This is a genomic window from Bartonella sp. LB28NMGDW, assembly GCF_042194435.1.
GTDB classification, from domain to species: domain Bacteria; phylum Pseudomonadota; class Alphaproteobacteria; order Rhizobiales; family Rhizobiaceae; genus Bartonella; species Bartonella grahamii.
Genome location: NZ_JBHIMX010000012.1, coordinates 29893 through 47800 on the forward strand (window position 1 = coordinate 29893; position 17908 = coordinate 47800).

A 17908-nucleotide genomic window follows, 5' to 3' on the forward strand; every position below is an offset into this window, starting at 1 on the left:
AGAAAAGTGCTGCTATCAATGAAATTATTCATGCACACAAACAAAAAGAATCATCAAACTGGTTTTACGATCCAGAAGAGTTTGCTCATGCTCATGCATTTTGATATTCAGAGAAATGAGGATCTATTAGTGGACAAAACCTTATCGTAGATGGAACATTTCATATACACATACGCTAACTTGGATATCATAAAAATGCCTAGAGAACGAAATAGTGATTTCAGTTCACCAAAAGCTGAACTTGACAGTGCCGCACTTTTTTATCACCAATACCCAAAACCTGGAAAATTGGAAATACAAGCAACAAAACCTCTTGATAATCAACGTGATTTAGCTCTTGCTTACTCTCCAGGCGTTGCAGCACCATGTCTTGCGATTCATGAAGATCCCAATCTTGCTGCTCAATATACCTCCCGTGCTAATTTAGTCGCTGTTATATCCAATGGAACTGCTGTTCTTGGTTTAGGAAACATTGGTCCACTGGCGTCAAAGCCAGTTATGGAAGGCAAAGCAGTTTTATTTAAAAAATTTGCGAATATTGATGTTTTTGATATTGAAATTGATGCATCCGATATAGAACAAATGGTGCAAACAATATCGACCTTAGAACCTACATTTGGTGGTATTAATCTTGAAGACATTAAGGCTCCTGAATGTTTTGACATCGAAGAAAAGCTTCGTGCTAAAATGAATATTCCAGTTTTTCATGATGACCAACATGGAACTGCCATTATTGTTTCTGCGGCTGTATTAAATGCCTTAAATCTTTCAGGAAAAAAAATTGAAAATGCAAAAATAGTTACCTCAGGTGCAGGTGCTGCTGCCCTAGCTTGTCTTAATCTTTTGGTTCGTCTTGGGGCGAAAGTTGAAAATATTTGGCTTAGTGACTTAGAGGGAGTTGTTTATGAAGATCGCAAGACCCTTATGGATCGTTGGAAAATCAATTACGCACAAAAAACAGACGCACGAACTTTATCTGATATTATTGATGATGCAGATATTTTTCTAGGCCTATCTGCGGGTGGTGTTTTAAAGCCTGAATATCTTAAAAGAATGGCTCAAAATCCACTCATTTTAGCACTGGCTAATCCAGTACCAGAAATTATGCCTGAAGAAGCACGCTCTATACGACCAGACGCAATGATCTGTACAGGACGCTCTGATTATCCCAATCAAGTTAATAATGTCCTTTGTTTTCCCTATATCTTCCGTGGTGCATTAGACGTAGGTGCTAGTGCAATTAATGAAGAAATGAAAATGGCCGCTGTTCATGCGATTGCTGCCCTTGCACGTGAAGAAACTTCAGATGTTGTAGCACGTGCATACTCAAAAGAACCACCCAATTTTGGACCAGACTATCTGATCCCCTCTCCTTTTGATCCGCGTTTAATACTGCGTATTGCTCCCGCTGTTGCTAAAGCAGCAATGGCAACTGGTGTCGCCATTCGTCCCATTGAAGATATGGAAGCCTACTATGATATCCTCAATCGATTTGTCTTTCTTTCTGGTTTAACAATGAAACCTGTTTTTGCTGCAGCAAAAACAGCAAAACGTAAACGCGTCATCTATGCGAATGGTGAAGATGAACGCGTCCTTCGTGCAGCACAAGTTGTCATTGAAGAACAAACAGCAACGCCTCTCCTTATCGGCCGTCCACATGTCGTAGAAGCGAGATTAAAACGCTTTGGTTTAAGAATTCGTCCTGGTATAGATTTTGAATTAACAAACCCTGAAGATGATCCACGTTTTCGTGATTATGTTAATTTATTTTTTCATTATACAGGAAGACGTGGTGTTACGCCTGAAATGGCAAAAACTGTAGTGAGAACATCAACAACGGCTATTGCTGCCCTTGCTGTCATGCGTGAAGAAGCAGATGCAATGATTTGCGGCTTAGAAGGACGTTTTGAACGTCAACTTGAATTAATTGAACAAATTATTGGTCTTGATCCTAATGTTCACCGTTTTTCTGCTATGAGTTTGCTTATCTCTCAACAACGTACTCTTTTCCTCACAGATACTTACGTCAATGAAAATCCTTCTGCAGAAGAAATCGCTGAAATGACTGTATTGGCAGCTCAAGAAGTTGAAGCATTTGGAATAACACCAAAAGCAGCCTTATTATCACACTCAAACTTTGGTTCTAAAAACACAGAAAGTGCGCGTAAAATGCGACGTGCAACAGAAATTCTTGCCAAATTACACCCTGAATTAGAAGCAGATGGTGAAATGCATGGTGATACTGCTCTTTCCAAAGTTTTTCGTGATCGTGTTTTTCCTGATTCTCGTCTTAAAAGTGAAGCTAATTTGCTTGTCTTTCCAACACTTGATGCAGCCAATATCACGCTCAACACTGTTAAAAGCCTCACAAATGCACTCCATGTTGGTCCTATTCTAATCGGGGCAGCACGTCCCGCCCATATCTTAACGCCTTCAGTAACTTCACGGGGAGTTGTTAATATAACAGCCCTTGCTGTCCTTGCGGCCAATAGAAAAAATAGTCTCGTAAAATAAATGCGCAATAAAATTTCAAAGTTTTTTAAAAATTGAGATATAGTGTTTCATGTACTGTAAACCTCTTATCTCTATAGATAAAGACAGCTATATTTTGGATTAAGTCTTTTTTTAAAATAAAAAAAAGGCTAGAAGAACAATATTAAATGTATTTTGAATTTACTAACTCTATAATAAGGAATCCGTACATTGCCTTCCACGTTTGATAAAGTTGCTGATATCATTGCAGAAATCAGTGAAATTGATCGCAATACAATTACACCTGAAAGTCATACAATTGACGATCTAGGAATCGACAGTCTTGATTTTCTTGATATTGTTTTCGCTATTGATAAAGCTTTCGGAATAAAAGTCCCTCTAGAACAATGGACACAAGAAGTCAACGAAGGTACCGTTGCAACAGAAGAATACTTTGTTCTTAAAAACCTTTGTACAAAAATTGATGATCTCGTTGCCTTAAAACAGGCGGAGTAATTTTTTCACCATGCATGATCAATCTGTATTCATCACTGGTATAGGCCTCATAAGCTCTCTGGGGGAAGGAACTGATCAACATTGGAATCTTTTAAACGATCCAATCCGTACACCAAACCTAGATTGTACAACTTTTTCACCCTACACGGTTCATAAATTGCCCGAAATTGATTGGAGTTTACAAATTCCTAAAAAAAGTGATCAACGGCAAATGGGAACATGGCAGCGTCTTGGTACCTATGCGGCTGGTCTTGCTCTTGATGATGCTGGCATGAAAAATAATGAACAACTCACTTCAACAATGGATATGATCGTAGCAGCAAGTGGAGGAGAGCGTGATATTACTGTTGATACACAGATTCTTTCTAAAGCGCGCACAGTTGCCGATCATGCTTCTATGTTAAATGTTGCTCTTTCAACCGAACTTCGTCCAACATTATTTTTAGCACAACTTTCAAACCTTTTGGCAGGAAACATTTCAATTGTTCATAAAGTCACTGGATCATCTCGTACATTTATGGGAGAAGAAGGTAGTGGGCTTTCTGCGCTTCAAATTGCTGTAGCTCGTATTAAATCAGGTCAAAGTACCCATGCTCTTGTAGGAGGTTCCTATAATGCACAAAGTTATGATATGTTGTTGGCGCATGAGCTTGGTGGTCTTTTAACCCATAATGGATGGAGCCCAGTGTGGAATCGTGAAATCCACCCCGGCGGCGGTATTATAGCCGGTTCTGGTGGTATCTTCCTAGTTCTTGAAAGTGGAGAACATGCAGAAAAGCGCAACGCACGTGCTTATGCTGAAATTAGCCAAATTATTACAGACCAAACAGATAGAACCAAAATTCCACTTAGAGAATCAATTGCAACAATGTTAAAAACTGCGAGTGCTAAATCTGCCCTAGCCATTTCAGCAGCCTCAGGAGCTCACGAAGCAACAAAAGCAGAACAAAATGCTCTTGATGATGCTGATCTATCTTACCGTGGCATTACAACATTATTTGGTTATATGCGGGAAGCACAATTTCCTCTAGCTCTAGCTCTTGCAGCACTTTCAATTGAAAAAAAACACTGTTTTCCAGCGTTAAGTCCTCATGAAAAACCTTTTTCTAAAGAAGTACGTGAAATATTTGTTACAACTATTGGCATAAAAAGAGCTGAAGGTATTGTGCGTCTTACAGCTGTTTGAAGGGGATTTCTATCGTGAAATATCATGATCATTTTGGGCGTCCACTTGTCGCAATAACTGGGGCAGGCATTGTCACATCACTGGGACAAGGGAAACATGAAAATTGGCAAAAATTAACAAGCGGTATAAGCGGTATCCACAAAATAACACGTTTTCCCGTTGAGGGATTAAATACATATATTGCTGGAACAATTGATTTTCTCAAAGAAAGTACACTTGGTGCTTCAGCTCTTTCTGAGAAGCTTGCACATCTTGCTGCTGAAGAAGCTTTGGAACAAGCTGCTATTGATATAAAAAATTTTAATGGACCACTCTTTCTAGCAGCTCCTCCTGTTGAACTTGAATGGACCGCACGTTTTAGTCTTGATCAAGAGCAAGAATTCAATAATGAACCTTCTTATGCACATCTTCTTAAAGTCTGTAAGGATAAACTCCATGAAACGCTTTTTGAAACCACACAATTTGGTGCAATTGCAGAAAAACTTCAAAAAACATTTGGCACAAAAGGACTTCCTGTTACACTTTCCACTGCTTGTGCATCTGGTGCAACAGCAATTCAATTAGGTGTTGAGTCTATTAGACGGGGAGAGACAAATCGAGCTCTCATAATTGCGACAGATGGATCAGTTTCAGCAGAATCTCTCATCCGTTTTTCGTTACTATCCGCTCTTTCAACCCAAAATGATCCTGCTGAAAAAGCAGCAAAACCCTTTAGCCGTGATCGAGATGGATTTGTTATGGCAGAAGGCTCAGGTGCTTTTGTTCTTGAATCTCTTCAAAGCGCATTAAACCGTAATGCTACAGTTTTAGGAATTTTAGCTGGCTGTGGAGAAACAGCCGATGATTTCCACCGTACACGTTCAAAACCCGATGCATCACCAGCAATTGAATCCGTTCGCAAAGCTTTAGACGATGCAAAAATAACCATCAATGAAATTGATTATATTAATGCACATGGAACTTCAACACCTGAAAATGAGAAAATGGAATATCTTGCATTATCAACAGTATTCGGTGATCTTTTAGAGCATATTCCAGTCTCTTCTAATAAATCAATGATTGGGCATACATTAACTGCTGCTGGTGCAATAGAAGCGGTTTTTTCGCTTTTAACCATTCAATCGGGGATACTTCCACCTACAATAAATTATGATAATCCTGACCCTGCTATCCCTTTAGATGTTGTTCCTCATCATAGCCGTAAAGCCTGTGTCAATGCGGTTTTGTCCAACTCATTTGGATTTGGTGGTCAAAATATGAGTCTTGTCATCACTGCATATAAAGGATAATCCTTTAATAATAAAATTTTATAACGCTAACCTAATAACATATTTAAAGGGGATGGTAATGCGTGCACTGCAGCTCTTCGATGATCGTCGGCTTGAAATCACTAATATTTCCCCGCCATCTTCACCTAGTCTAGGTGAAGTAACTGTGCGGATAAAAGCCGTTGCTCTTAATCATATTGATGTATGGGGATGGCGTGGCATGGCTTTTGCGAAAAGAAAAATGCCACTCATCATTGGTGCAGAAGCCTCTGGTGAGGTTATACAAATAGGAGATGGCGTTGAACATCTCCAACTTGGACAGATTGTCTCAATTTATGGTGCACAAACCTGCGGAGTATGCCAAGCTTGTCATGAAGGACGGGATAATCTTTGCAGCCATGTAAAGGGAGTCTACGGTTTTCACCTTGATGGATTTGCGTGTGAGCTTGTCAATTTGCCAGCACGTTTATTAGTTCCATCACCTCCTCAATGTGATGAATTGCAGGCAGCGGTTGCTCCAATTACTTTTGGTACCGTAGAACATATGCTTTTCGATAACGCAAAACTACAAGCAGGAGAAACAATCCTGATACAGGCTGGTGGTTCAGGTATTGGCTCTGCAGCCATTCAACTTGCAAAACACATGGGCTGTACAGTTATCACAACTGTAGGTTCAGATGAAAAAATTGCAAAAGCACACTCTCTTGGAGCAGATCATGTGATTAATTATCGTAAAGATCGTTTTGAAGGTATAGTGCGTAAATTAACCCAAAAAAAAGGTGTTGACGTTGTTTTTGAGCATGTTGGTGTAGATACATGGAACGGTTCTTTGTTATGTATGAAAAAAGGAGCACGCTTAGTGACTTGCGGTTCTACCTCTGGTGTTTCAGCACCAATAAATCTCATGCAATTATTCCAGCAACAGCTTAAGATATTCGGTTCATTTGGCTGCCGTATGGAAAATATGAAAAATGCCATGCAAAAAATGGCACAAAAAGCCGTACACCCTGTCATTGATACAATTGTTGGGCTGGATGAAATTGATACAGCTTTAAAACGAATGGAGAGTCGTGATGTTTTTGGTAAAATTATCCTTAAAGTCGATTAAATCATGATGAAGCTTTCTCTTAAAAATCTCATATATCTTATTAAAATTATAGCTAAAAAAATATCCTACTTGTTATGGGCGTATCTGCTCTTTGGTTCTTTATTTATTCTAAAATGCTTTCCTGCCAAAATGGGAGTCTCTTTTTTTTCTTGGTTGGTAAAAAAAATTGGTCCCCTTTTACATCGTCATCAAATCACACTTACAAATCTTAGAGGTGCATATCCAGAAAAAACAGAGCAAGAACTCCATGCGATTGCAATAGAAATGTGGGAAAATATAGGACGTTTCCTAGCCGAATATATTTTTCTTGATAAAATTTTTGATTTTGATCCTCATGCGGACGAGCCAGGTTTCATTGAAGTTAAAGGCGTTGAAATATTTGAGCGATTAAAAAATGAAAAAAAACCACATATTTTTTTCACCGCACATACTGGAAATTTTGAACTTCTGCCTATTTGTGCACAAAGTTTTGATCTTAATGTTACGGTATTATTTAGACCACCCAATAATCCCTATGTTGCCAAACGAGTCCTTAAAGCACGACAAACTTCTATGGGGCATCTTATTCCCTCCAAGGCCGGTGCAGCATGGGCACTAGCAGCCAAATTAGAAGAAGGTGAAAATGTTGGTATGCTCGTTGATCAAAAATTTCGCCGCGGTATCATGGGAACATTTTTTAACAGACCTCTTAAAACAAATCCCTTAATTATAAAACTTGCTCGACAATATGACTGTGATATTTATCCAGCACGTTGTATTCGTTTGCCCAATGGACGTCATCGTTTAGAATTATATGAACATATAGAACTTCCACGTGATGAAAAAAATGATATCGATATAGCTGCTTCTACGCAAAAATTAAATGATATTGTTGAATCTTGGGTCCGTGAATATCCTGGACAATGGATGTGGTTACATAGACGTTGGGACATCTAACATAAGGCTCTATTGCTTACAAAGGAAGTGCAAATGTTAGCCTCAAAAGACATCAAAGATCTCGTTGCAATTATCACTGCATTACGAAATTCTGATAGCGGTTGTATCTGGCATAAAAAACAAACTTTTGAATCCCTCATACCCTATATGCTCGAAGAAGTTTACGAAGTCATCGATGCCATTGAACGAAAAAACCGAAAGGATCTCTGTGAAGAACTTGGAGATCTCCTTTTACAAGTTATCTATCATGCTACCATTGCACAAGAAGAAGGCAGCTTTACTTTTGAAGATGTTGTTTATGCAATCACGGCAAAAATGATTCGACGCCATTCTCACGTTTTTGGAAATGCCGAGCAAAAAAAACGAGGATTTATAAAAGAGGAGTGGGAATATATAAAAAAAAGAGAACAGGTTGAACAAAAAAGTTTGTGCGAAGAAAAAAACAACAATTCCTCCACAAGCATACTCGCACAAGTAAAACAAATCCAGCCAGCAAACCAAGAGGCACTTTCTTTACAAGAAGCAGCAGCTAAAGTAGGTTTTGATTGGAAAAAAAGTGATAAAGTTTTTGAAAAAATAGAAGAAGAACTCGAAGAGCTTAAAGAAGCCATCAAAAATAAACAAAATTCAGAGATAGAAGAAGAGTTTGGAGATCTCTACTTTATTCTCCTTAATCTCGCACGCCACTTAGGGATAGATTCACAAAAAGCATTAAAAAAAACGAATATAAAATTTCGAAACCGTTTTGCCTATATTGAAGAAAAGCTATCCACTCAATCTAAAACACTCACTGACGCATCCCTGAATGAAATGGAAGCGCTTTGGAAGCAAGCTAAAAATGAACAATAAAAAATACTAGATTTCTTCTACCTCAAAGAACAAGTTCCTCTAAAATTACTGAATTATAATTCAGCTCAGCTCAATTTGTTTTATATTGATCCTGCGTAGCAGGACGAAGTTCCACCGATTCGCCACACCCACATGCTGAAACTTGATTAGGATTTTTAAAGACAAAACCAGAACGAAGCGTTGTCACTTCATAATCCATCTGCGTCCCTAATAAAAATAACACCGCATCATGTGCTACGAAAACACGGGCACCATTCACTTCAACAACATCCGCATCTATCCCCTTTTCTTTGACAAGAGTAATTGTATACTCCATCCCTGCACAACCACCTTTTTTGATACCAACAAGAATACCCTGTGCATCTTTTGCATCCATAATCGCTTTAACACGATCCACTGCTGCTTCTGTCAAATTTATTACCGAAAAACGGCTCATCATTTACTCTTTTCTTAGTTCAATAGACACTTTGAAAGTTTTTCCTCTATAGTATTTTAGAAAAAAAACAACAAAACATAAATTAAAGTATTCTGACCTTGTTTATTTGGATAAAAACGCGTACCCGTAAAATGAGATTTATGATTATACAATCCAGAACTTACAATTTTTTGTCCACATAAAACGCAAAATACCTCGTCTATAAAAACTCTAAACAAAGGAAAACGTTTCAATACCATAATTCCCTCCTCTCCTTTTGAAAATCTTTATCTTTTTAGAAAAGTAACGATTAGATAAGGAAAAAATATACCTCCCGTACTCATTTGCTCCCCCCTTCTCCAATTCATACCCCTAAAGCCACCAATCTTACCCTTCACAATCTGCAAAAGTAATTAAATGCATAGATCTATTAACTATAGAGCTAAAAATTTAATGATTACAAAGAATTTTACAGATTCGTTATGTATCTTGAATTGATAACAAAATAGTGATGTCTAAAATTTTTACTTTCAAAAGCTCTAAGTGCAAGAGCATTTTAGATTTTATTCTGTTTATTTTTTCTCTTGCCTTTAAAGAAACAGTCATTTAATCGTTTTACACAAACTCGGAGCGTAGCGCAGCTTGGTAGCGCACTTGACTGGGGGTCAAGGGGTCGTGGGTTCAAATCCCGCCGCTCCGACCATTTTTTAAATGCTATAAAATAAAAAAATAAGCTTACTTAAAAAGTGGATTATCATGCATTTCAATTAGCACATACATGGATTTTTTCTTCAACGTAGAATAATGTTCAATAACATTTTATCATAAACTCGAAATAAGCGGTTTTATTAAAATAAGCTTCGTTCTGAGGAGAACACACACAAAACGCGAGACCTTTTGCCTCGCGTTTTTTATTCTTCAGAAAAATTTATAATTATTCGGTCTCATATTTTCTAAATTTTCCTACACGACAATATCGCTGTTATCATTTTTTGTAATGGATGGTGACATCTGTACGGTTATTTTTTTGGGTTTTAATTCAGCTGGCATTTCCCTTTTAAGCTGAATATGAAGAAGCCCATCTCCAAGTTCTGCTCCAATAACCTTAACATGATCAGCCAAATGAAAACGCCGTTCAAAAGCACGCGAAGCAATGCCTCGATAAAGGAATTCTCGCTCTTCATCATCATTTTCAGACTTTCTGTCTCCCTTAACGATCAGCTGGTTACAATGCGTTTCAATATCAATTTCATCTTGAGAGAAACCAGCAACAGCCATAGAAATTCTATAAGAATCTTCAGTTAAACGCTCGATATTATAAGGGGGATAAGAAGAAACTTCATTTGGTTGTGTTCTAGAATCAAACCAGTTAAAAAGATGATCAAAACCTACTGTGGAACGATAAAATGGTGAAAAATCTACCTGACGCATAATATTGCCCTCCTCTAGAGCGACTATAATTTAACAATCAATTCACAAAGTTCCCAAATGGCAAACTTACTTGTGAACCTGCGGCCCCATCATGGCAACCACACTATATTATCTGGTAATTGTTTTTCTTTATTTCAACTCTTTGGAACCTAAATTGATAAAAACTATCTAAAAAGCAATATACCCCTTTTTAAATCCTTTTTCTTCATTACATAAATGTCAAAGTCCTATCATTATCTCACGTTGCACTAAGCGGCAAATACACTGTAAAGGATTTCAATTGGAAACACCTATTTATCCCATAGACTGGGCTTCCACTCCTCCTAATATCCATCATGGTACTCTTAAAATAGCAATAGATCACGAAATTCGTTTTGCGATAACATATCCTGAGGTAGAAAAATCTAAAGGAACAATTGTTATTCTAAAAAGCTACGCAAGTACTTTAGAAAAATATTTTTTATTAATAAATGAAATTTCTAACCGCGGTTTTCATACAGCAATATTTGACTGGTTTGATCAAGAAAAAAAATCCTTCAAGATAAGAAAACAAACCCGACATCATTGTTTTGATATAAATAGTGATATTAATTACTTATATGAATTTCTTAAAAATATTGTTTATCCTAATTGTCCGCCTCCTTACTCTATGCTCGCCTATGGTATAGGTGGATTGATGGCACTTAGCGGATTAGATCTCATTAATCATCGGTTTAATAAATTGCTCTGTGTTTCTCCCCTTTTTGCTCCATTCGGTAATAAAACGAATGGTTTTCAACATAAATTAACACAATTTCTTTCTGATATAGGTCTTGGCTTTATACCAGCGAAAGATGGGAAAAAATTAAACAAAACAAAACAAAACAATATACAATTGGGACACATGCATAAAGTGCCGTTCCATTCCATTAAGCCCCCAACATCCCAATGGATGGCATCGGTATTTAATGTGATTGATTCTGTGAAGAGAAATGTACTTCACGGAGATTTACGAATCCCAACACTCTTTATTCTTGCCAATCAAAACAATATTGCAAACAACATTGAAGTACGGCAATTATGCCAACACACACACCTGACAGAAAGTATTACTATTACAGGCGCTGAACTGGACACAATCATGGTTAATGAAAATTATAAAAAGCAATTTTGGGCTGCATTTGATGCATTTATTCCCGATAATGTATCTGTAAAATAACACTAAATCTTAATTTCCACTCCGCCCCATAAAAAAATTTCTACGAGTGTTGGATCTACAAACACTTCTTAATACAACGGATTTTACTTTCCAACCACTCATATGATTCGTTTTCTAGCCTCTACAGGCAAGCCATGACCTAAATATTTCACCAGGCATTCTAATAAAAACTATTATATAAATAAAAATATTTTGTATAATTAATAAAAATGAATATAATAAATCTATCTTAATATAGCATGATACATATTTATAAATAAATCATCAAAATACTATTTTTGATATATTATTAAGTGTTAATTTAATATTATATTTAGAAAAATAATAGTTTTTATCTATTTAAGGAAAAAAACTGAAAATAAAGCGCATTTATAATATTTATTACAAATCTCTATAAAAACAAATAACTATAAAATTTCTATTTTTAGGAGAACTTTTTAAAAACAATAAATTAACATAATATTCTTCTAATTTCTCGATATAGAATGAATCACCTTAAAAGTTCTAGAGAACCCCTTCTTTTTTCAAAATCACATATATTTTGAATTTAACCAACTCACAACGAATATGCTGTATTCTGAATAAGAATGTAAGAATTAACCATTTTGCCATTCATTTCAATTATGAGCATTTTACCGTCTTTTTTATAAATACTCTATATTGTATAATTGATGCGGCAAAACTCTGACAAATGGAGCCATTGGAACATAATCATGAAACGAATCCTGCTCGCAGAAGATGATAACGATATGCGTCGCTTTCTCGTAAAAGCCTTAGAACGTGCAGGCTACGAAGTCGCCGATTTCGATAATGGTATTAGCGCGTATGAACGTTTACAAGAAGAGCCATTTTCCCTTCTCCTGACTGATATTGTGATGCCAGAGATGGACGGAATCGAACTCGCACGACGTGCTACTGAGATTGACCCCGATTTACGAGTAATGTTCATTACAGGTTTTGCAGCGGTAGCACTCAATTCAAATAGTGATGCCCCTCCTGATGCAAAGGTTCTCTCTAAGCCATTTCACTTACGTGAACTCGTCAATGAGGTTGAAAAGATCCTTATCGCTGCTTAAAAAGTATTTTTTAAGTTATTTGCATCTGTTGAAAGAGAAAACGAAATTAGGCATTGACGTTTGTCATTCTATATGGTGTATGCAACATCAATGAATGGGCGTGTAGCTCAGCGGGAGAGCACTACGTTGACATCGTAGGGGTCACAGGTTCAATCCCTGTCACGCCCACCAGATTCTTTTTCTTATCCTATAACTTGCTGTATTTATACATCTTTTTTACTGTGAGGAATGTCTGAATAAAGTTAGAGGAATAGGGTTTTTTAACATTTCTCTACAAAGGTAGCATTTTTCTCTCTGTTTGATTCGCGAATTACTTCTGGTATTTGTTTGAATTTTTCTAAATCCTCTTGTGTAAAAATATCTATAAATCTAGAAAACATGCCAACAGCTTCACGCCTCAACCGATCAGAAGTCTTGATTGTAAAACTTTTGCGACAAGCATAAGCTGCTTTTCTTAAGAGTAAAGCCTTCTCTTGATCTAAAGCATAGAGTTCAATTATCTTTTGTCCTACAGGAACAGATTTTTTGCCAATCTCGACAGAAGATAAAAATGCTACAGATATGTCTAATTTCTTAGCCATATCTAAGAAGCGTTCTGAGTGATCAAGACAAAGTTTCCGTAAAATTTTACCAAAGGATGTAAGCATCAAAAAAGTCCTGTTAGAGAAAAAATATTTCTTCTGATTCTAACAAATCTTTTTATGATTTTCTTCAGTTATTACGAATCAAGAGTTCTTTTCGAAGAGTTTTTTTTAGCAAAACCAGATGTCCAAAGGGCCTCTAATTCTAAAAAGTCAAAATCCCTAAAGATCTCTCGAACCTCATCACTATCATTCAGACTCAAGACAAATTTGCCTTGGATGCTTTTGAGAACTTTTGCCATGTTCACAAAATCATCTTCAACAAAATTTCCAGAACTATAACACTTCTTCTTCACAAGATAAGGCGGGTCTAGATAAAATAAACTGTCGGGGGCATCAAAAAGCTCGACAACCCGATCCCATGATAAATTTAAGATCGTCGTATCAAGAAGCTTCTGTCTAACACGTCTCATCCTTGATAACAGCTTATCGGGATTAAACTCTGCCGTTCTTTTTCTTCCAAATCTAAAAGAGTAGTAATCTTCTTTCCCGTACATGACACAACGTTGGAGAAACAAAAAGCGTGCGGCTCTTTCAACCTTGGAGAGACTCTCTAGTTCAATAGCCGCAAGTTCAAAAAACAACTGTCTTGAACAAACAAACCATTCTAGTCGTTTGGATAAATCATCAAAGTCATTTTGAACACATTGAAACAGATTCGTTATCTCTCCATTCAGATCATTAATCACGGAATATTTTGCTGGTCTTTTATTTAGAAAAATAACACCAGAACCTAAAAATGGTTCAACATAGGTTTCATGGTCAATGCTATTTAAAATCGGTATAATTTTCTTACGCAGATAGTGTTTACCACCCATCCACGCAAACAATGTTTGTGTAAATTCTTGTTTCATCATATTTTTAAAGGAGAGATTTGATATCTAACTTTTTGTTATCCACTTTTTGAGGTGTGAGAAACTATTCTCTATGGCGTCCACAAAACGGGAAAAATCTATTACAAACATAAAGACAATAAAGGCTATCAATTTCATGAGGCGTGACATCATCTTTAAGCCTTGATAGGTCTCTATCATCTCGTGAAGGAGTTGTTGTTCTTTTTCTGTAAGATCTTTATCTTTGCTGCTTCGCTTCTTGACCATCTGTCCAACCACATAAATGGGCTCCCTGCTTGTTATGCTTCAAAATATCTCTTGCAAGGTTGGAACTGATGACCGCAACATCCTTATTATCTAAATAAATGGGCAACCAGCCACCACAAGAAACAGACCTATTTGCCGCGCACCCAACGAGAAAGTTCAGAGCGCACACCAGCATCACTTTTTTGATTAACTTCATTTTCTACCTCAAGCCGCGTTGTTGCTGTCTTTAAAGCATTCTCTGTTTGCTTTTGCCGTTCGCTTTGCTTACCAAGGTACAATGCCTTGGCTAAAGCCGCTATAAAGCAAAACTTCTCGAGACAGATATCATTGGTTCTGGAACACCGATACCTCTTAATTTTTTCAAGAAAAAAAACAAAACGCAGCGTAACTTACACAATGTTTGGAAAAAAGAAATCTTGCCTCATGGTTTTATCAAGGGTAGGAGTTTTCCAAAGCGTGTTGATTTTAAAAAGATGAAGAGTAATGTTTTTCAAAGAGTAGACGGAGGTAAATTCCCCCATTGCAAAACAAGAAGGATCATCAATTGCTGGAGTGATGTCCAAACCAGAAATCACAAATTCTATCGCACAATATGCCAGTGAAAGATTAACTAAAAACATACAGAGACAACTTAAACGTCAAGAATACGGTGCTAATAAGAAAGCTAAATAATGTTCTCAAGCTTTATCTACCTATCCCATATCCTTATAAGTTTATGCATTACACACTTTGATTGCAATTTTAAAAACAAATTATCACTTATGCTTTGTTTTTTTATAAAAAAGTCAATAAAATCAATATAAAAGATACTTCCCAGCGAATTAGCTTCGTTACGGGGCAGGCTGCGTAAACTATCGCTAGCGACAGAATTTTCAAATTAACTGTACATTGTACACTTAACTCATTGATAAATAATTATTTCAATATGCACACTGTACAGTATATAATTATTTTGAGATGGAAATTATTTTTATTCTCGACATTATTGCGTCAATGTATATTTTTGAATCAGGTGCCTAAGAAACACCTTAAATCGATAGCGGATAGATTACCGACACAATCTCTTCTCCGCACATTAGAGACTTTGACTCATTATATGCTACATGCATATAATGGATTTGTCGGGTGTAGTTACGCTATACAATACTCTTTATGGGCCAAGCGTAACGACGGATTATCGACCGTGTTTCTTAGCGCTCAGCATTCTTCTGGAATGTCAATAAGGAACCTTAATCGATAGGATTTCACTATGAACACTCTTATAGAAATTAAAGAAATGGTTATTGATAGAGAAGCTGTTCAAACCGTCAATGCTCGTGATTTGCATGAATTTTTGGAAATTACATCAAAATTTGCAGACTGGATTAAAAATCGTATTATAGAATGCAAATTTCGAGAAAATATAGATTTTATAGTTTTTTCTAAAAATTTAGAAAAAGATTGCCTAGCGTAAAATACCACAATACATTAGGCATGGCAAAACACCTTCAATGATCGAGCGTAATGATAAAGGTCATTAACCAAAAGAGTATTTTATCGAATGTGAAAAGCTTGCAAAACAAGTAGCGACACCGCAAATCGATTACTCCAAGCCCGAAGCATTACTTGGCATCTTGATTCAACTACAAAATCAAATCGAACAGAAAGATAGCATCATTGCAGAATTAGCATCCAAAGCAGACGCGCTTGAGAGCTTAAAATCTTCTGATGGTTTGTTCAGTCTTATTGAAGGGGAAAAATCCTTGAAGTACGACCAAAGGACTTAACAGATTACTTGCGTAAACATGATTGGGTGTATCGCCGTGTTCCAAGTAATCCATTATACCCTATCAGGATAAAATCAAGAAAGGATTTATGGATTATCCTGCTATCACTATTCAAAGACCTAATGCTACAGAAAAGGTACTGCCTTCAACAAAAATTACACCAAAAGGATTAGCATATTTGAGAGAACAAATCTTTGGGGGTGTGCAATGAAGGTAGATACCAGTTTTTTATGCGATTTATGGATAACGTTGTTTCACTTTGTTAATTGTGAATATGTAGATAACAAAAATTGTAGTGCTCTGGTCGACATCATGGGCATAGTAGAAAAAGCTTTGATTTTAAAACTTCAAGATGAGGTGCCGAATATTACAAAGATTCTTGCAGTTCTTACAGGTTTTGGAACTTCAGAACTACCGCATAGCATGAATCCGTTATTGCAAGCTTATGCTCCTACTTTGGAAAGTCCTGTTGTAAAAGCTGCTTAACTTAAAAACACAACTCCCCTCCCCGTTCTCAAAATGGGGAGGTGGTTTAAAGATCAAGTTTTGAATGGGAGCCAAGACATACTAAAACCAATCGATCTTGAGCAATCAAGCGATAAATCAACACTAAGTCAGGTCGAATATGACAATCTCGACAATTGCTCCAATTCCCAGTCAATGCATGATCATGATATCGAGGTTCTAAAGGCTGGTCATTTGCTAATGCTGCAATGATTTGGCGCAAATCAATATCTAAAAGATGCCGATACCATCCCTTCATTTCACGCTTGAAATCACATTTGAAGATAGTGGTGCGTTCAATCGTCCACATATAGATCATCAAATAATTCGTCTACGGAATGAAACTTTTTTAAGTTGCCTTCATCTAATTCCGTAAAAGCCGCTATGGTTTCCGCATTGGGTTGAAACAAGAAGAACGGAATAGATTTATCTTGTGCAATACGCGTCATCAACACTCTCACAACATCACTTACTGATAAACCTGAAGCTTGAATAACTTGATTAGCGATATTTTGAATTTCTTCTGGTACACACGCCTAAAGCATACGACTAGCTGCCATAATGATCTCTCCTCTTGTAACTGTATTTCAGTGCAATACAAGTGGAGTTTAATTTCAACCGCAAAATATTTGGCTTATCTGATACGCCGAAAACCCCATTTCTCAATATGGGAAGGAAATCAAGGCAAGGCGAAACTATGAATAAGAAGCATCGTGAGGGGATATCGGTTCGTGCGTTTGCAAAAAAGATGCGTGTTTCACATAATGCAGTGGTTTCTCGGATAAAGACAGGCAAATTTGATGCGGCTCTTTTTGAAGATGGTTCTGTCAATGAAGCCGTTGCAACAAGCAAATCCAACAAGCACCCTACCCCATTTTTAGCGCCTGATGGACAACCGCGAACAAATATCAAACAAACCTCTACAGAGGATGCCAATGAATACAAGATAAAACTGGAGCGAATGCAAGTTGCGCTTGAAAGCGAAAAGATTGCCCTTGAACGCTTACGCGAAACAACCGTTGATCGAGAAGAAATGAAAAAGGCAGCGCGTGAGTTTGGAAGAGTACACCGTGATGCCATGTTGAATTTTCCTCATCGTTTTGCTGCAAGCATTGCTGCACAAGTTGGATGTGATGCCGCCAGCCTTATTGGTGTTATTGATTATTACATGGGCACAGCTTTGCTTGAGGGGGTTAATATTCCAGTACCTTTCATGATCCTCATTCTCCAGAGTTAGAGAACTTGCAAGAAACGAATAATGGATGAAAATACAGTCGAAGAATTTTTCGCCAATGCCAATGACGCACGACAACCAGACCGTCTGAAGCAGATCAACGCGCCGTGATTACAGCACGCTTATGCACAGTAAAAGCTTCTGAACTGCTATGGCCAGATGCCATCACGGATGAGCAAAAGAAAGCAGCCATTCAGTCTTTAGAAGA

18 protein-coding genes, 2 tRNA genes and 4 pseudogenes are annotated in these 17908 nt (G+C 37.1%); 16 read left to right on the top strand and 8 right to left on the bottom strand.

The features are described from left to right. Positions 1-195 precede the first annotated feature (195 nt). From ACFIKG_RS07230 to mazG, 7 genes are all read left to right on the top strand, one after another. Positions 196-2514 (top strand): NADP-dependent malic enzyme, encoded by a 2319-nt coding sequence (locus ACFIKG_RS07230; RefSeq protein WP_375627352.1) that lies wholly within the window; start codon positions 196-198, stop codon positions 2512-2514. Positions 2515-2703: 189 nt separating this feature from the next. Then, complete coding sequence (locus ACFIKG_RS07235) at positions 2704-2988, top strand: acyl carrier protein (RefSeq protein WP_375626449.1); 285 nt, start codon at positions 2704-2706, stop codon at positions 2986-2988. A 10-nt stretch (positions 2989-2998) separates the two neighbouring features. Next, entirely contained in the window at positions 2999-4174 is a 1176-nt protein-coding gene (locus ACFIKG_RS07240; protein WP_375651990.1) for a beta-ketoacyl-ACP synthase, read from the top strand. A gap of 14 nt (positions 4175-4188) precedes the next feature. Beyond that, on the top strand, positions 4189-5463 hold the full coding sequence (locus ACFIKG_RS07245) for a beta-ketoacyl-ACP synthase (protein ID WP_375626446.1): 1275 nt from the start codon (positions 4189-4191) through the stop codon (positions 5461-5463). Positions 5464-5521: 58 nt separating this feature from the next. Continuing rightward, positions 5522-6550 (top strand): zinc-binding dehydrogenase, encoded by a 1029-nt coding sequence (locus ACFIKG_RS07250; protein ID WP_375626444.1) that lies wholly within the window; start codon positions 5522-5524, stop codon positions 6548-6550. A gap of 6 nt (positions 6551-6556) precedes the next feature. Beyond that, the gene (locus ACFIKG_RS07255; protein ID WP_375627364.1) at positions 6557-7486 is read left to right on the top strand and encodes a lipid A biosynthesis lauroyl acyltransferase; all 930 of its coding nucleotides are present in this window, start codon (positions 6557-6559) and stop codon (positions 7484-7486) included. Between the two features lie 33 nt (positions 7487-7519). Continuing rightward, positions 7520-8335 carry a nucleoside triphosphate pyrophosphohydrolase gene (mazG, locus tag ACFIKG_RS07260; protein ID WP_375626442.1) on the top strand — a complete coding sequence of 272 codons (816 nt, stop codon included), beginning with the start codon at positions 7520-7522 and terminating at the stop codon, positions 8333-8335. A 70-nt stretch (positions 8336-8405) separates the two neighbouring features. On the opposite strand, the gene ACFIKG_RS07265 is transcribed toward mazG, so the two are convergent. Continuing rightward, positions 8406-8771: an iron-sulfur cluster assembly accessory protein gene (locus ACFIKG_RS07265; RefSeq protein ID WP_015856470.1), complete on the bottom strand. Its 366-nt coding sequence runs from the start codon at positions 8769-8771 to the stop codon at positions 8406-8408. Between the two features lie 605 nt (positions 8772-9376). Between ACFIKG_RS07265 and ACFIKG_RS07270 the strand changes: the two genes are divergently transcribed. Beyond that, positions 9377-9453 (top strand) — tRNA-Pro (locus ACFIKG_RS07270). A gap of 260 nt (positions 9454-9713) precedes the next feature. Here ACFIKG_RS07270 and ACFIKG_RS07275 read toward each other — a convergent pair. Beyond that, entirely contained in the window at positions 9714-10181 is a 468-nt protein-coding gene (locus tag ACFIKG_RS07275) for an Hsp20 family protein (protein WP_375626440.1), read from the bottom strand. A gap of 280 nt (positions 10182-10461) precedes the next feature. On the opposite strand from ACFIKG_RS07275, the gene ACFIKG_RS07280 reads away from it, so the two are divergent. The 3 genes from ACFIKG_RS07280 (at position 10462) to ACFIKG_RS07290 (ending at position 12626) form a co-directional block, all read left to right on the top strand. Further along, on the top strand, positions 10462-11379 hold the full coding sequence (locus tag ACFIKG_RS07280) for a serine aminopeptidase domain-containing protein (protein ID WP_375651991.1): 918 nt from the start codon (positions 10462-10464) through the stop codon (positions 11377-11379). A 713-nt stretch (positions 11380-12092) separates the two neighbouring features. Next, on the top strand, positions 12093-12455 hold the full coding sequence (cpdR, locus tag ACFIKG_RS07285) for a cell cycle two-component system response regulator CpdR (RefSeq protein ID WP_005773448.1): 363 nt from the start codon (positions 12093-12095) through the stop codon (positions 12453-12455). Between the two features lie 96 nt (positions 12456-12551). Then, a tRNA-Val gene (locus ACFIKG_RS07290) sits at positions 12552-12626 on the top strand. Between the two features lie 89 nt (positions 12627-12715). On the opposite strand, the gene ACFIKG_RS07295 is transcribed toward ACFIKG_RS07290, so the two are convergent. The 4 genes from ACFIKG_RS07295 to ACFIKG_RS07310 all read right to left on the bottom strand — a co-directional run bounded on the left by ACFIKG_RS07295 (position 12716) and on the right by ACFIKG_RS07310 (position 14552). Then, on the bottom strand, positions 12716-13102 hold the full coding sequence (locus ACFIKG_RS07295) for an XRE family transcriptional regulator (RefSeq protein ID WP_375651992.1): 387 nt from the start codon (positions 13100-13102) through the stop codon (positions 12716-12718). A 71-nt stretch (positions 13103-13173) separates the two neighbouring features. Beyond that, a complete protein-coding gene (locus ACFIKG_RS07300; RefSeq protein ID WP_375651993.1) occupies positions 13174-13950 on the bottom strand; it encodes a DNA adenine methylase in 777 nt (258 codons plus the stop codon). Positions 13951-13977: 27 nt separating this feature from the next. Next, entirely contained in the window at positions 13978-14208 is a 231-nt protein-coding gene (locus ACFIKG_RS07305) for a hypothetical protein (protein ID WP_375651994.1), read from the bottom strand. Between the two features lie 116 nt (positions 14209-14324). After that, a complete protein-coding gene (locus ACFIKG_RS07310) occupies positions 14325-14552 on the bottom strand; it encodes a hypothetical protein (RefSeq protein WP_375651996.1) in 228 nt (75 codons plus the stop codon). On the opposite strand from ACFIKG_RS07310, the pseudogene ACFIKG_RS07315 reads away from it, so the two are divergent. From ACFIKG_RS07315 to ACFIKG_RS07325, 3 genes and pseudogenes are all read left to right on the top strand, one after another. Beyond that, a pseudogene (locus ACFIKG_RS07315) lies at positions 14499-14868 on the top strand (hypothetical protein); the annotation flags it as partial. The gene ACFIKG_RS07310 and the pseudogene ACFIKG_RS07315 overlap by 54 nt on opposite strands. A 577-nt stretch (positions 14869-15445) precedes the next feature. Next, positions 15446-16173 (top strand): annotated as a pseudogene (locus tag ACFIKG_RS07320) (antA/AntB antirepressor family protein). Beyond that, on the top strand, positions 16170-16448 hold the full coding sequence (locus tag ACFIKG_RS07325; RefSeq protein WP_375627472.1) for a hypothetical protein: 279 nt from the start codon (positions 16170-16172) through the stop codon (positions 16446-16448). Before ACFIKG_RS07320 ends, ACFIKG_RS07325 begins: the two are co-directional and overlap by 4 nt. Positions 16449-16494: 46 nt before the next feature. On the opposite strand, the gene ACFIKG_RS07330 is transcribed toward ACFIKG_RS07325, so the two are convergent. After that, positions 16495-16776: a type II toxin-antitoxin system YafQ family toxin gene (locus ACFIKG_RS07330; RefSeq protein ID WP_375651997.1), complete on the bottom strand. Its 282-nt coding sequence runs from the start codon at positions 16774-16776 to the stop codon at positions 16495-16497. Then, positions 16763-16984 (bottom strand): type II toxin-antitoxin system RelB/DinJ family antitoxin, encoded by a 222-nt coding sequence (locus tag ACFIKG_RS07335; RefSeq protein ID WP_375627478.1) that lies wholly within the window; start codon positions 16982-16984, stop codon positions 16763-16765. The genes ACFIKG_RS07330 and ACFIKG_RS07335 overlap by 14 nt, the downstream gene beginning before the upstream one ends. Before the next feature lie 179 nt (positions 16985-17163). Here ACFIKG_RS07335 and ACFIKG_RS07340 point away from each other — a divergent pair. Together ACFIKG_RS07340 and ACFIKG_RS07345 are read left to right on the top strand one after the other, a co-directional pair. Continuing rightward, positions 17164-17732 (top strand): annotated as a pseudogene (locus tag ACFIKG_RS07340) (hypothetical protein). Between the two features lie 42 nt (positions 17733-17774). Then, positions 17775-17908: pseudogene (locus ACFIKG_RS07345) on the top strand (head decoration protein); the annotation flags it as partial.